General features: G+C 67.7%; 12 protein-coding genes. 1 reads left to right on the top strand and 11 read right to left on the bottom strand.

What is annotated here, in order from left to right; translation table 11 throughout:
* Positions 1 to 47 precede the first annotated feature (47 nt).
* Positions 48 to 776 (top strand): geranylgeranylglyceryl/heptaprenylglyceryl phosphate synthase, encoded by a 729-nt coding sequence (locus J2Z79_RS06925; RefSeq protein WP_209466140.1) that lies wholly within the window; start codon positions 48 to 50, stop codon positions 774 to 776.
* A gap of 74 nt (positions 777 to 850) precedes the next feature.
* Here J2Z79_RS06925 and J2Z79_RS06920 read toward each other — a convergent pair whose 3' ends face one another.
* From J2Z79_RS06920 to csaB, 11 genes are all read right to left on the bottom strand, one after another.
* Positions 851 to 1,759, bottom strand: a complete 909-nt coding sequence (locus J2Z79_RS06920) for an ABC transporter permease (RefSeq protein ID WP_209466139.1) — start codon at positions 1,757 to 1,759, stop codon at positions 851 to 853.
* A 12-nt stretch (positions 1,760 to 1,771) separates the two neighbouring features.
* A complete protein-coding gene (locus J2Z79_RS06915; RefSeq protein ID WP_342589435.1) occupies positions 1,772 to 2,767 on the bottom strand; it encodes an ABC transporter permease in 996 nt (331 codons plus the stop codon).
* 83 nt (positions 2,768 to 2,850) lie between these two features.
* Positions 2,851 to 4,557: an ABC transporter substrate-binding protein gene (locus J2Z79_RS06910; RefSeq protein ID WP_209466137.1), complete on the bottom strand. Its 1,707-nt coding sequence runs from the start codon at positions 4,555 to 4,557 to the stop codon at positions 2,851 to 2,853.
* A 304-nt stretch (positions 4,558 to 4,861) separates the two neighbouring features.
* Positions 4,862 to 5,398, bottom strand: coding sequence for a hypothetical protein (locus J2Z79_RS06905; RefSeq protein WP_209466136.1), 537 nt, complete (start codon positions 5,396 to 5,398; stop codon positions 4,862 to 4,864).
* A 130-nt stretch (positions 5,399 to 5,528) separates the two neighbouring features.
* On the bottom strand, positions 5,529 to 6,203 hold the full coding sequence (locus J2Z79_RS06900) for a hypothetical protein (protein WP_209466135.1): 675 nt from the start codon (positions 6,201 to 6,203) through the stop codon (positions 5,529 to 5,531).
* Between the two features lie 89 nt (positions 6,204 to 6,292).
* Positions 6,293 to 7,534 (bottom strand): S41 family peptidase, encoded by a 1,242-nt coding sequence (locus tag J2Z79_RS06895; protein WP_209466134.1) that lies wholly within the window; start codon positions 7,532 to 7,534, stop codon positions 6,293 to 6,295.
* 164 nt (positions 7,535 to 7,698) lie between these two features.
* Positions 7,699 to 8,853 carry a murein hydrolase activator EnvC family protein gene (locus J2Z79_RS18855; RefSeq protein WP_209466133.1) on the bottom strand — a complete coding sequence of 385 codons (1,155 nt, stop codon included), beginning with the start codon at positions 8,851 to 8,853 and terminating at the stop codon, positions 7,699 to 7,701.
* A gap of 17 nt (positions 8,854 to 8,870) precedes the next feature.
* Positions 8,871 to 9,794 carry a permease-like cell division protein FtsX gene (gene ftsX, locus J2Z79_RS06885; RefSeq protein ID WP_209466132.1) on the bottom strand — a complete coding sequence of 308 codons (924 nt, stop codon included), beginning with the start codon at positions 9,792 to 9,794 and terminating at the stop codon, positions 8,871 to 8,873.
* Positions 9,784 to 10,473: a cell division ATP-binding protein FtsE gene (ftsE, locus tag J2Z79_RS06880; protein ID WP_209466131.1), complete on the bottom strand. Its 690-nt coding sequence runs from the start codon at positions 10,471 to 10,473 to the stop codon at positions 9,784 to 9,786. The genes ftsX and ftsE overlap by 11 nt, the downstream gene beginning before the upstream one ends.
* 232 nt (positions 10,474 to 10,705) lie before the next feature.
* On the bottom strand, positions 10,706 to 11,464 hold the full coding sequence (locus J2Z79_RS06875) for a WecB/TagA/CpsF family glycosyltransferase (RefSeq protein ID WP_209466130.1): 759 nt from the start codon (positions 11,462 to 11,464) through the stop codon (positions 10,706 to 10,708).
* Positions 11,449 to 12,558, bottom strand: coding sequence for a polysaccharide pyruvyl transferase CsaB (gene csaB, locus J2Z79_RS06870; protein ID WP_209466129.1), 1,110 nt, complete (start codon positions 12,556 to 12,558; stop codon positions 11,449 to 11,451). Before csaB ends, J2Z79_RS06875 begins: the two co-directional genes overlap by 16 nt.
* Positions 12,559 to 12,603: the final 45 nt, after the last annotated feature.

Below are 12,603 nucleotides of genomic sequence, written 5' to 3'. Positions count from 1 at the left end.
AGTATACCCCACAAACATACGTTTGCAAAGCCTGGAGGAGGATGCCGATGTCCGCATCGCCGGTAACCTGGCCGCCCGCCCCGGACTGGCGGGCCTGGCGGCACGTGACGAAACTCGATCCCGACCGCCCGCTGGGCCGCGCGGCGCTGGATGCGGTCTACCGCAGCGGCACCGACGCCATCGTGCTGGGCGGCTCCGCCGGTATGACGCAGGCGGCGGTGCTGGACATGCTGGCTCGCCTTGCCGACAGCCCGGTGCCGGTCGCCCTCGAGGTCTCCACGCTGGAGTCGGCCGTGCCGGGCCCCGCCCTCTTTCTGATCCCCCTCGTGCTGAACGCCCCCGACAGCCGCTGGCTGGGCGGCGCCCAGGCGGACGCCCTGTCACACATCCTCCCCGTCGTCGGCGAGTACATCCCGTGGGACCTGCTGCTCCCCGAGGCCTACCTGGTCCTGAACCCGGACTGCACCGCGGCCCGCATCACGGGGGCAGACACGCAGATCACCCCGGAGGGTGCGGCGGCGTGGGCGGCGCTCGCCGGGCGCGTGCTGCGGCTGCCGCTCGTCTACGTGGAGTACAGCGGTACCTTCGGCGACATGGCCCTGCTGCAGGCGGTCCGGGAGCACGCCGGGCCGGCCCGCGTCGTCTACGGCGGCGGGATCCGCTCGGCGCGGGAGGCCGAGCGGGCCGCCCGCTGGGCCCACACCGTCGTGGTGGGCAACCTGGTCTACGAGGATCCGCACCTGCTGGCCGAGACGGTGGCCGCCGTCCGGGGGTGACCAAGCAAGAACCGCCGTGATTCTCTGCCGTGAGGCGGCGAGAATCCGGCGGTGGTTGCTTCTTGCGACGATGTTTACCGCTTCAGCTTCGGGTCCAGTGCATCGCGGACGCCGTCGCCGACGAAGTTGAACGCCAGCACGGTGATGAAGATCGCGAGGCCTGGCCAGAACATCAGCCACGGGCCCTGCTTCAGGAACGACCGCGACACCGACAGAATCTGCCCCCACGAGACGGAGGGAGGCGGAGCGCCCAGCCCCAGGAAGGAGAGGCCGGCCTCGGAGAGGATGGCCCCACCGATGCGCAGGGTGGCCGAGACGATGATCGGCGCAACGGCGTTGGGCAGGATGTGGCGGAAGATCAGTCGGCTGTCCGTGGCCCCCATGGCACGGGAGGCCTCGGTGAAGTCGCGCTGCCTCAGGCTGAGGAACTGGCCGCGCACGATGTACGCCAGCCCGGGCCACGACGTGACGCCGATGACGACCATGATGTTGTAGACGCTGGGTTTGAGAACAGCAACCACCGTCACCAGCAGGAAGAAGACCGGGATGACGTCGATGGCCTCAGCGATACGCATCAGCACGATGTCAATCCACGTACCCCCGTAGTAGCCGGCGATGGAGCCCACCAGAGAGCCCAGCACCACCGCAACGCCCATCGCGACAAAGCCGACCGAGAGCGAGATGCGGCTGCCCCAGATGATCCGGGAGAGCAGATCCCGCCCAAGGTTGTCCGTGCCCAGGGGGTGCCCGGGCGACAGGGGCGGCAGGAAGCGCGCCGCCGGATTCACCGGCGCATCCAGCGGCTCGCTCGCGAGGAACGGGGCCAGGAAGGCGACGGTGTACAGGAAGACGAGCACGATAAGCCCCACGACGGCCAGCTTGTTGCGGGCGAAGCGGCGGACGAACTGCCGGAACTGGCTCTCCTCATGGGCGAGACCCTGCAGCTGATCCTGGGCCTCAGTGTTGAGATGCGGCGCCGCCACGGCAGTTCCCCCCTAGTCGTACTTGATGCGCGGGTCGACCCACACGTAGGCGATGTCGACCAGCAGATAGCCGATCATCGTCAGCACGGCGCCCAAGAGCATGACCGCCATGGAGACGTTGTAGTCACGGTTATTCACGGCCTGCCAGGCCACCCGGCCGATGCCCGGCCACGAGAAGACGTTCTCGATGATGACCGACCCGCCCACCATGCTGCTCAGGAGGCCGCCCGAGACGGCCAGGATCGGCAGCACGGCGTTGCGCAGGGCGTGCTTGTAGATCACGACCTTCTCGGCCAGGCCCTTGGCACGCGCCGTACGCACGTAGTCCTCACGCAGGACCTCCAGCATGCTGGAGCGCATGTAGCGGGTGAGGCCGGTAAGGCCGCCGAACACGATTACGGTCAGAGGCAGGACCATGTACCTGGCCCGGTCGGCCAGCACGCTGATCCAGCCGTAGGTATCGAAGTTGATGCCCGGGGTTGCGATGCCGTTGGTAGGAATGAGGCCGTTGGACTTCATGGCCACGCCCCAGATGAGCATGGTCGCCACCCAGAAGCTGGGTGCCGCCTGACCGGCGAACGCCGTCGCCGTCACCACCATGTCGGTCTTCGAATACTGCCGAACGGCTGAGATGACGCCAAGCGGGATCGACAGCGAGTAGATGAAGAACAGCGCGAAGACGTTGAGCTGGATCGTGTTGGGCAGCGCGGTGCCCAGCACTTCCTTGACCGGCAGCCGGTAGTAGTAGGAACGACCGAAGTCGCCCTGGAGCATGTTGCCCACCCAGCGGAAGTACTGAACCGGAATCGGGTCGTTCAGTCCCCACTTTTCGCGGAGGGCCTCCACCGCCGCCGGGTCAGACATCGCGTCCGCTTCGGCCGAGAGGATGATGTACTCGGGACCGCCCGGCGCCAACTGCATGACCCCGAAGGACAGGATGGTTACGATGAAGAGGAGAGGAATCATGTTCAGGACTCGCTTCACCAGGAATCGAGTCAAACCGGTCACCACCTTACGGCTTCAGCTAGGTGGGCAGAAAGGGGGCGCCGTAGGGGCGCCCCCCACTCATGCCGTCGGCTTCGTATACGCCACTACTCCTCGATGTACCACTGGTACAGGTAGTCCAGCGTGGCACCGCCGCCAGGGAAGTTGACGACGTCCTTCACCCGCGGAGTGTGGAAGTCGGTGTAGAGGTTGGAGTACATCAGGATGACCGGCGCATCGTTCACGATCAGCTGCTGCGCCTGGCCGTAGATCTCCTTACGCTTCTCGGGATCGGACTCCCGGCGGCCCTCCTCGAGCAGGGCGTTGACCTCGGGGTTGTCGTACCGCATCCGGTTGAAGCTGGTCACGAGGCCCTGCGCGTTGGGCTGGGCGAACTTGCCGTGGAAGAGCGAGTACAGGCTGTCGGGATCGAGGCCGAGGTTGAATGCCTGGAAGGCGATGTGGTACTCGCCGGGCTGCAGGCGGGTCTCGTTCATGGCGTTGAAGTCCATCAGCTGGACGTCAACCTTGATGCCGACCTTCTCCCAATCCTGGCGGGCCATGGTGGCCAGGGCCTCGATCAGGCTGGAGCCGGCGGTGGCGAAGAACTGGAGCTCGAGCTTCTGCCCGTTCTTCTCGTAGATGCCGTCAGCACCCTTGGTCCAGCCGGCCTCCTGCAGCAGCTGCTCGGCCTTGGCCGGATCGTAGTCGAGGGTCTTCAGGTCCTGCTTGTAGGCCCACGACACGGGCGGGATCGGGCCGGGCGGCACCACGGCCTCGCCGTCCAGGGCGACGTCAACGATCGCCTGCCGGTTCAGGGCGTGGGTCAGGGCCTGGCGGACCTTCACGTCGTCCAGCGGCGCCCGGGTGGTGTTGAGGAGCATGTAGCCCCAGCCGTTGCGCTCGTACTGCACCGGGATCAGCTTGCCCTGGTACTCGGTGAGCAGGCGCTTCACCTCGGCGGGCGGCGGGGTCTCGACGTCAAGCTCGCCGTTCTCCAGGGCGGCCAGAGCGGTCTGATCGTCCGGGATGACCTTCATGCGGATGGTCTGGATGAAGGGAGCGCCGCCCTCCTCCTCGCTGCGGAACCAGTTGGGATTCCGCTCGAGCAGGGCGTACTGGCCGCGGACGTACTCCTTGAAGATGTACGGGCCGGTGCCGACAGGGTTCCAGGAGACCGGATGGTTCTCCATATCGGCGATCGCAGTGCCCTCGAAGAGCTTGGCCTGCAGGATGCCGTAGTTGATGTTGGTGAAGATCGGCGCGAAGGGCTCGGCCAGCTTGAACTCCACCGTGTACTTGTCCTTGGCGATGATATCCTCAACCGAGGACAGCGAGGCGGCGCGCGGGCCGGTGTAGCCCGGGTCCTTGATGGCCTTCATCGTGAAGACGACGTCCTCGGCGGTCAGCTCAGCGCCGTCGTGGAACTTGACGCCCTCACGCAGATAGACGGTGAAGGTCAGGCCGTCTTCCGAGGTCTCCCAGCTCTTGGCGAGGTCGGGCTTGGGCGCCCAGCTGGTGTCGAAGTCGAAGAGGCTGGAGTAGACCAGGCCGTAGATCATGGAGCCGTAAGCAGAGGACGACAGGATCGGGTTCAGGATGTCAGGGTCCTGGTCGAGGCGCAGGTTCAGCTCCCCGCCGACCTTGGACTTGGGAGCCTGATTGGTCGGCTGCTGCTGGGACGGGGTCTGCGTCTGCGTGCCGCCGCCGTTGCTGGGAGGCGGAGCCGACTGCTTGGGGCCGCACGCGGCGAGAACCATGCTCAGGGCGAGCATGACCGCAGCCGCGGCAAGGGACTTGCGGTTCTTTCTCATTCTCGACTTACCTCCTCTGTGCAGGTGCTACTCATCAGACTATCGCATTGATTCACCGGTTCACCCGATTTTCCTCTTTGACCTTACTACCGGCCTTCTTCCGCGTATTCTTGTCTGTGCGGACAAGGAGATTCTTAAAAATAATCTAGTCATTGGCTTGTCCACGCGCGGAGAAGCCGGCGCCCACCTCGCCCCGCGCAGGGGTGTCCGGGCGGAGCTGCTGGTTCCGGTACGGGGATATGTGTCTCGGAGTCGTTTCCGTCGCGCTGTGTACCGAGGGCGAGCCGGCTCGCCCCGGTTCTGTTCACCAGTGGTCCGCCTTGCGGCACGCGTCCCTCACGGCGTGGCACTCCCGGGGCCGGCAGTCGCCCAGCACGGGGACCAGCACCTCCACCGTACCCTTCGACTTGATGGTGATGCAGAGGTCGAACACGCAGTGAATCTCGTGGTTCTCATGGTCGAACACGCAGCAGCAGTCGCCGGTGGCCTCGCACTCCACGTCGGCCCCCGGGGGAACGGTGAGCACAACCTTCTTCGGGATCAGTACCTTCCTGTGGAGCCGCCTCAGGACCTTTCCGGTGGACCGGTTCACCAGCCGCAGGGAGACGGGCACCTCGATGGCGAGGCATACCTGCTCCCGGTGCTTGTGATGGTCCACGCACTTGCGGTCTGAGACCTCCCTGCAGGAGATCCTGTGAGTATCGATGTGGCAGTCCACCTCGACGTCGTGGCCGTCCGAGATCCCCTCCACCCGGAAGGACCGCTCCACGCGGTGCTCCTGAACGCACAGATCAAATAGCTTCTTGGCCTCGATGCAGACTACGTCGTGCCTGCCGCCCACACGCGAACCTCCTTCGGCCGGCCCGAGACCGGCCTGCTCCATGTTATGTCGCGCGGCGGACGTTTGGCCCCCCGGCCCGGGCAACGCGCAAACGGCGCCGGAGGTCCGACGCCGGTGCGTTCGGTCCAGCTCAGCAGCCGCAGTTCCGCTCCTTGCGGCCCGTCGGCAGCTGGACGAAGGGCGGCTCGCAGTCCTCCACCTCGGGGGGGCACCCGCTGGGCGACGCCGCCGAGGGGCACCGCCGGGCGCGCACAGAGCCGAAGGCGGGAACCAGCAGCTTGACGTTGGCCGTGACGGTCAGGACGGTGCAGAGCTGGATGGTGCAGCAGACGTTGGGCTCGCCCTCCGCGGCGTCGGGCTGCACCGTGCAGATGCAGGTGCCCCGCACGTCGCAGCTGACCTCGGTGCCCTCCGGTGCGCAGAGGACGACCCGCTTCGGGAAGGTGATGGTCCGCTCTACCCGGACCGGCTGCTCGCCCGCATCGGGCAGGATGGTGAGGCGGAGCGTCAGCGTGATCTGGATGGAGACCACGGCTCTGCCGCTGCCGTCGCGTACCGGCTCCCGGTCCATGATCTCCTCGCACTGGATGTTCGTGATCCGGCAGTCCAGCACGGACGCATCCTCGCCCAGGTCCGGAATGGTGAAGCAGCGCTCGAGGAGGTCTTCCTGTGTACAGAAGTCGAACACCTTCCGGGCGTCTACCACGACGATCTCGCGCGGGGTGGGACATTGCCCTCCCCGGATCGGCCCCGGAATCACAGTTACATCCATCTCGCCGGCTGTCGGCGACTTGTTGCTCGACATAGGCTCACCCCTGTGTGCAGGGTATGAGCCGGAGCACCCAAAGGTGAACAGCGAACCGCCCCCGGGACAGGCCCCGGGGGCGGCGGGCCTCAGCGGGTCATCGCCTTGATGTGGCGAACCGCGGCCTCCAGCTGCGGGTCGCCGGGGTGGCCGGGGTAGATGCGGTCGGGGTTTGGAACGACGATGTCCGGCTCGATGCCCACGCCGTCGATCGACTTGCGGCCGGCCGTCAGGTACTTGGCGGTGGTCAGCTTGATGCCCGAGCCGTCCTTCAGTTTCCAGAAGGTCTGCACCGAGCCCTTGCCAAAGGTCTTCTCGCCGATCAGCGTGCCCGCCCTGGTGTCCTTGACGGCGCCGGCCAGGATCTCCGAGGCGCTGGCGCTCCCGCCGTCGATCAGGACGACCAGCGGCAGATCCCACGCCGCCGTCCCGGTGGAGGTGAGCGCCCGCTCAGGCTTGCCGCGCTCGACGATGTGGACGACCGGGTCGCCGCCCTTCACGAAGAGCGAGGCGACCTCCACCACCTCGTCCAGCAGGCCGCCGGGGTTCTGGCGCACGTCGAAGATCAGGCGCTTCATCCCCTGGCTGCGCAGGTCGGCGATCGCCGCCTTGACCTGGTCGGCGGTGCCCTTCTTGCTGAACTCGAAGAGCTGCAGGTAGCCGATGCCGGCCTCCGTGTCCAGCATCTTGTAATCCAGCACCGGCACGGTGATCGTGTCGCGCGTGATGGTGAAGTGGAGCAGCTCGCGCTCGCCCTCGCGCTTCACCGCGATCTTCACCTGGGTGCCCTTGGGCCCCTTGATCAGCGCCACGGCCTCCTCCAGGCTCATGCCGACGATGTCCTTGCCGTCCACCTCCACGATCGCGTCGCCCGTCCGCAGGCCGGCCTGCTCGCCCGGACTCCCCTTGATGGGCGACACGACGGTCAGCAGCCCCGTCTTCTGGGAGATCTCAACCGTCACGCCGATGCCGCTGAAGGTGGGCTCGAAGCCCTGGACGAACGCCGAGAACTCCTTGGGGGTGAAGTAGGCCGAATAGCGGTCGCCGAGGGCCTGCACCATACCCCGGAGCGCGCCGACGTTCAGCGTCTCCGGCTCCACCTCCTCGACGTACTGCGACTGAATCGCCTGCATGACCTCTTCCAGCCGCTCCGTCTGGAGGCCGCGCGCCCCTTCGTTGGTCTGCGGCACGCGCTCGACCAGCCGGGAGACCTGATGGTTCGCCCAGGGAATCAGGCCGAGGGCTCCGGCAGCGTAGCTGACAACGCTGATCACACTGGCCACGGCGACAAGGCCGAGGGATCGCGCAAATCCGGTGCGGCGGTCGTCCACGACAGCGTCATCCTCTCTTTGGGGAAACAAGCCTCTCCCCCATGTGTATCAGGGGCTGACTAGGAGTATACTCCGCGCATTCTTTTGTGGTCAAACAACATGCGCAGAACCCAGGAGGGGGCCGGACCGCAGGCGCGGTCCGGGCCCCCTCCGCATCTGCCCGGCTACCAGTTGATGTAGTCCAGCGGGTTCTTCTGCACGCCGTCCACGTGAATCTCCAGGTGCACGTGCGGCCCCGTCGACCAGCCCGTCGAGCCTGCGCGGGCGATCGGGTCCCCCTGGCTCACCGCCTGACCCTCCCAGACCAGGAACTCGCTGTTGTGCGCGTACCAGGAGGTGATGCCGCCGCCGTGGTCGATGATCACCAGGTTACCGAAGACGTCGTCGTAGCTCGTCCGCAGCACGACCCCGGCCTCGATGGCGTGGACAGTCTGGCCCCAGTTGGCAGCGAAGTCGGTGCCGTAGTGCATGCGCTGCGTGCCCAGAATCGGGTGCCACCGCATGCCGAAGTGGTCGGTGATGATGATCGGCGTCACCGGCGGGATCGGCGCGAACACCCCGGCCTGCCGGTTCAGCTCCCGCACCAGGGCGGCCACCTGCTCCGTCAGCTGCTGGCTGTACCGCTCGTACTCGTCCAGCTGTGCCGCCAGCGCCCAGCGCCGCTCCTCCAGCGAGCGCGAGACCTGCTCCCGCTCGCTGCGCTTGGCCATCACCGTGGCCTGGTAGTTCTCCGCCTCCGTCTTCAGGGCGGCGAGGCGGGTCTTCCGCCCCTCGACCTCGCGCTGCTTCGCCTCCAGCGCGAGCTTCTCGGCCGTGACCTGCTCCACCAGCTCCCGGTCCTTCTTCGCGAGCGTGGAGAGGATCTCAGCGCGGCTGATGAAGTCGCGGAACGAGACCGCGCCGAAAAGCAGCGACAGCCGGTCGACCGGGCCGTTCTCCCGGAGCGCCCGGATGCGGTCGCCGAGGACCTCGCGCTTCTGCGCGTAGCGGGCCCGTGCATCGGCCAACTCGGCCTCCACCTGCTCCAGCTCTGCGGCGACCTCCTCGTACTCGGCAGTGATCACCGCCAGGTTGGCGTTGGCCTGAACCAGCTCGGCCTCCACCAGCCGGAGCTGGATCTCGGCCTCCTCGGCCTGGAAGGCGACGTCGGCCAGTGCGTTCTGTACCTCGACCTGCTTCTGCCGCACCGCCTCCAGGTCGCGCTGCGCCTGCTCCAGCTGCTGCCGGATATCGTTGGCCCGGGCGGGGGCCAGCGGCGCGAAGGCGCTCAGAAGCAGCGCCGCCGCGATGATCCACGCCCAGCGAAATCCCCTGCGCATCGTCGGCGTCACCTCCGTCAGACCTTCAGGAAGCGGCGGAGCGAGAAGTAGCTCGCCACAGCGCCCAGCACCGCGCCCAGCCCCAGCAGGGCCAGCACCAGGTCGGTCAGGATCAGTTCGGGCTGCACGAGGGGCAGGAAGGGGAGCGACTCCTGAATGGCCGGCGCGAGCCGGATATAACCCCAGGCGGTGACGCCGCCGGCCAGGGCCGCGCCCACTGCCCCGAGCAGCATCCCTTCCAGCACGAACGGTCGGCGGATGTACCAGTCGGTGGCACCGACCAGCTTCATGATGGAGACCTCGCGCCGGCGTGCGTAGACCGACAGGCGGATCGTGTTCGAGAGGGTCAGCACCGTGGCGAAGAGCAGGAGCACCACAAGGCCCAGGCCGCCGATTCGCACGGCGTTGGTGAAGGCCAGCAGGTCCGCCACGATCTCCTTGCCGTAGTCCACCCTGGCGACGCCGCTCATCGCCTGGATCTGCTCGGCGACGGCCGCCACCTGCTCCACGTCGGTCACCTTCACGTAGATCTCGTCGGAGAGCGGATTCTCATCCCCCTCGTATCCGGCCAGGAGCGCCGCCTGGGAGGGGTCCGCCTGCTTCATCTGTTCCAGCGCCTCGTGCCGGCTGAGGAAGGTGACCTGCTGCACATAGGGCATGCTGCGGATGCGGTCCAGGATGGCCTTGGTCTCGGCCTCGGTCAGGTCGCGCTGGTTGCACTTGACCTCCTCGCGCCGGGCGGTGCAGAGGTACCCCTTGATCTCCACCTGGCTCTCCGCGGTGGCCGCCACGTTCTCCAGGTTGAGGGCCAGGAGCACCACCACCGCCAGCACCAGGAGCGTCACCGCGACCGAGAGCATCGAGGCCAGGGACATGAGACTGCCGCGCGTGGTGTTGTGCAGGGCGTCGCGCAGCGCGGTCGCCCATCCCCTAAGACTCATAGCCGTACGTCCCCCTGTTCTCGTCCCGCACGATGCGGCCCCGTTCCAGGGCAACGACGCGCTTCTTCATCGTGTTGACGATCTCGGCCGCGTGGGTCGCGACGACCACCGTGGCCCCCATCTGGTTGATCTGATTGAGGAGGTTCATGATGGCCCAGGTGTTCTCGGGGTCGAGGTTGCCGGTGGGCTCATCGGCGATGACCAGCACCGGGTTGCGGACGATGGCGCGCGCCACCGCAACCCGCTGCTGCTCGCCGCCCGAGAGCTCGGCCGCCAGGGCGCGGCTCTTGTGGCGAAGGCCCACCAGCTCCAGCGCCGCGGGCACCCGGCGCGCGACCTCGCGCCGGGGCACGTCCGTGCACTCCAGCGCGAAGGCGACGTTCTCGAAGACGGTGCGGTCCGGCAGCAGCTTGAAGTCCTGGAAGATCACGCCCAGGCTGCGCCGCAGGTAGGGGACCGCCCTGGCCGGCAGCCGGGCCACGTCCTTGCCGTCGAGGATGAGCTGGCCGGAGGTGGGAACCTCCTCCCGGTAGAGCAGCTTCATCAGGGTGGACTTGCCAGCGCCCGAAGGACCCACCAGAAAGACAAACTCCCCCCGCTCAACCCGCAGGTTGATGCCATCGAGGGAAGGGGTTTTCATATGAGGATAAACTTTCGTCACGTTTATAAACTCAATCACGCGGGATCACCCCATCGCATACTTCGAATACGCCGCGATTCGCTCCTATCCTTCACCGTCCGACTGTCGAACCTAGAAGTTACCCTTGGGGGTTTCGACGAGTGGCGGGATCATCCCTTCTTACCGGTGAAATTCTAGGTCATGCCGATTCTGGTTCGCCTGCCAGTTCGTGGCATGGCCCTTCTGCGCGCGATGAGACCCACCCGCTCGCCGCGGGTGGGCCGTTCGTTCGTCAGCGCTTCTTCACGGCGCCGCCGGTGCGCTGGCGCAGCACGGCCAGCACGAACCGCGCCAGAGGCGGCAGGCTGCGGCTCGCCCGGCGCAGGCGCACGATGCGGAAGAGCCACTCCAGGTTGAGCTTCTGCATCCACTCCGGGGCCCGGGGCACAGCCCCCGCCCACACGTCGATCGTGCCGCCGACGCCCATGCCCAGCGGCACTCCCAGGTCGCGCAGGTGGCGGTGGAGCCACCGCTCCTGCTTGGGCGAGCCCAGGGCCACGAACAGCACGTCCGGGCGGGCCTCCCGCACCTGGGCGAGGACCGCAGGCTCCTCCTCGGGACCGAAGAAGCCGTCGCGCCAGCCCACCACCCGGATGCGCGGGTACCGCTCCTGCACCCGCCGGGCGGCCTCCGCCACCACCTCCGGCCGGGTGCCCAGGAGGAAGACGCGCCCGCCGCCGCGGCGGTCGAGGGCAGCCAGCAGGCTGGCGGCCAGGTCGGCGCCCCCCACCCGCTCCGGCAGGGGATCGCCCAGCAGCCTGGCGGCCATCACGACGCCGATGCCGTCCGGCACCACCAGGTCTGCCCCGTTGATGATCGCCGCAAGTTCGGGGTCGCGCCGCGCCGCGTCGGCGATCTCCGCGTTGGGGGTGACCACCATGTGCGCGCCGCCCGCGTCGATGAAGCCGAGGCAGCGCTCCACGGCCTCGGCCATCGTCACCCTGTCCACCTCGATCGCGAGGATCCTGACCCGGTTCACCTTGCCTGCCATCGCTTCATCAACTCCACCGCCAGGCGCGCGTTCTCCCGCGACCGCGGCACCAGCTGCGCCAGCACCCGGTCGTAGCGCTCCCGGATCTGCGGGGCGCGGTCCAGGGCGTCAAGCACGGCCGCCCGCAGGCGCCCGGCGTCCAGCTGCTGCGTCGTGCCCACCGCCGTCTCACCCAGCAGGCGGAGCAGGCTGTCGTTCTTCGGGTCGTACGACAGCCCGACCAGGGGCACCCGGTTCACCGCCGCGAAGACCAGGGCGTGGTAGCGCATGCCCACCAACACGTCGCAGGCCGCTGTCAGGGCCCGCAGCTCCCGATAGGTCACGTCGCCCTCGAAGAGCAGCGCCCGGCTGCGCATGCGGGCGGCCACCGCGCGGGCCGCCTCGACGTCGTGGGGCTGCTGCATCGGGATGAAGAGCACCGTGCCGCCCGTCTCCTGCACGACGCGGTCCAGCCCGTCGGCCAGCGCCTCCACCGCGGCCGCGGTGGCGAACTTCCAGGGCCGGACCGACACGCCGATCAATGGCCGGCCGCAGCTCCCGAGCCCGTGCGCCTCCAGCACCGCCTCCCCCTCGGCCCGGGTGGACGGGGGCAGCACCAGCGCCGCGTCGGCGGTCACGCGCACCTCGGGGCGGCTGACCCCGAGCCGCCGGATGGCCTCTGCGGACTCCGCGTCCCGCACCATGATCAGGTCGACGGCGTTGGCCACCAGCGGAACCAGGGCCCGGCCCACCAGCCGGTTGACGGGCCCGATCCCCTGGGCGTAGAACACCGTGGGCAGCCGGCGCAGCTTGCCCAGGGTCACGATGCCCAGGTAGTAGACGATGGACTTGGTGCCCGTCACGTCCTGCAGCAGGCTGCCGCCGCCGGAGAGCAACAGGTCGGCCCGGCCCATCGCCTTCCAGATCGCCCGGAAGTCGCCGCGGCTCACGGCCTCCACCCCGTGCACCTGGCGGGTGCTGGCGGCCTTGCCCGAGATCACCGTGAACTTGAACGAGGGATCGATGTCGCGGAACGCGGTGATGATGCCACCCAGGATGGCTTCGTCCCCGGCGTTACCAAATCCGTAGTATCCCGACACCAGGATCTCCGCCAACCTAATGCCACCACCCTTGCGCCCTTGAAGCTGCCATACTGATCA

Origin of the sequence: Symbiobacterium terraclitae (assembly GCF_017874315.1) — a bacterium.
Taxonomy (GTDB): domain Bacteria; phylum Bacillota; class Sulfobacillia; order Symbiobacteriales; family Symbiobacteriaceae; genus Symbiobacterium; species Symbiobacterium terraclitae.
The sequence above is the reverse complement of the archived record's forward strand: the minus strand, read 5'-3'. Positions and strand labels throughout refer to the sequence as shown.

Coding starts and splice junctions, on each gene's coding strand:
- J2Z79_RS18855 (WP_209466133.1), bottom strand. CDS start 8,853: ATGCGCAGGGGATTTCGCTGGGCGTGGATCATCGCGGCGGCGCTGCTT.
- J2Z79_RS06910 (WP_209466137.1), bottom strand. CDS start 4,557: ATGAGAAAGAACCGCAAGTCCCTTGCCGCGGCTGCGGTCATGCTCGCC.
- ftsX (WP_209466132.1), bottom strand. CDS start 9,794: ATGAGTCTTAGGGGATGGGCGACCGCGCTGCGCGACGCCCTGCACAAC.
- J2Z79_RS06925 (WP_209466140.1), top strand. CDS start 48: ATGTCCGCATCGCCGGTAACCTGGCCGCCCGCCCCGGACTGGCGGGCC.
- J2Z79_RS06900 (WP_209466135.1), bottom strand. CDS start 6,203: ATGTCGAGCAACAAGTCGCCGACAGCCGGCGAGATGGATGTAACTGTG.
- J2Z79_RS06875 (WP_209466130.1), bottom strand. CDS start 11,464: ATGGCAGGCAAGGTGAACCGGGTCAGGATCCTCGCGATCGAGGTGGAC.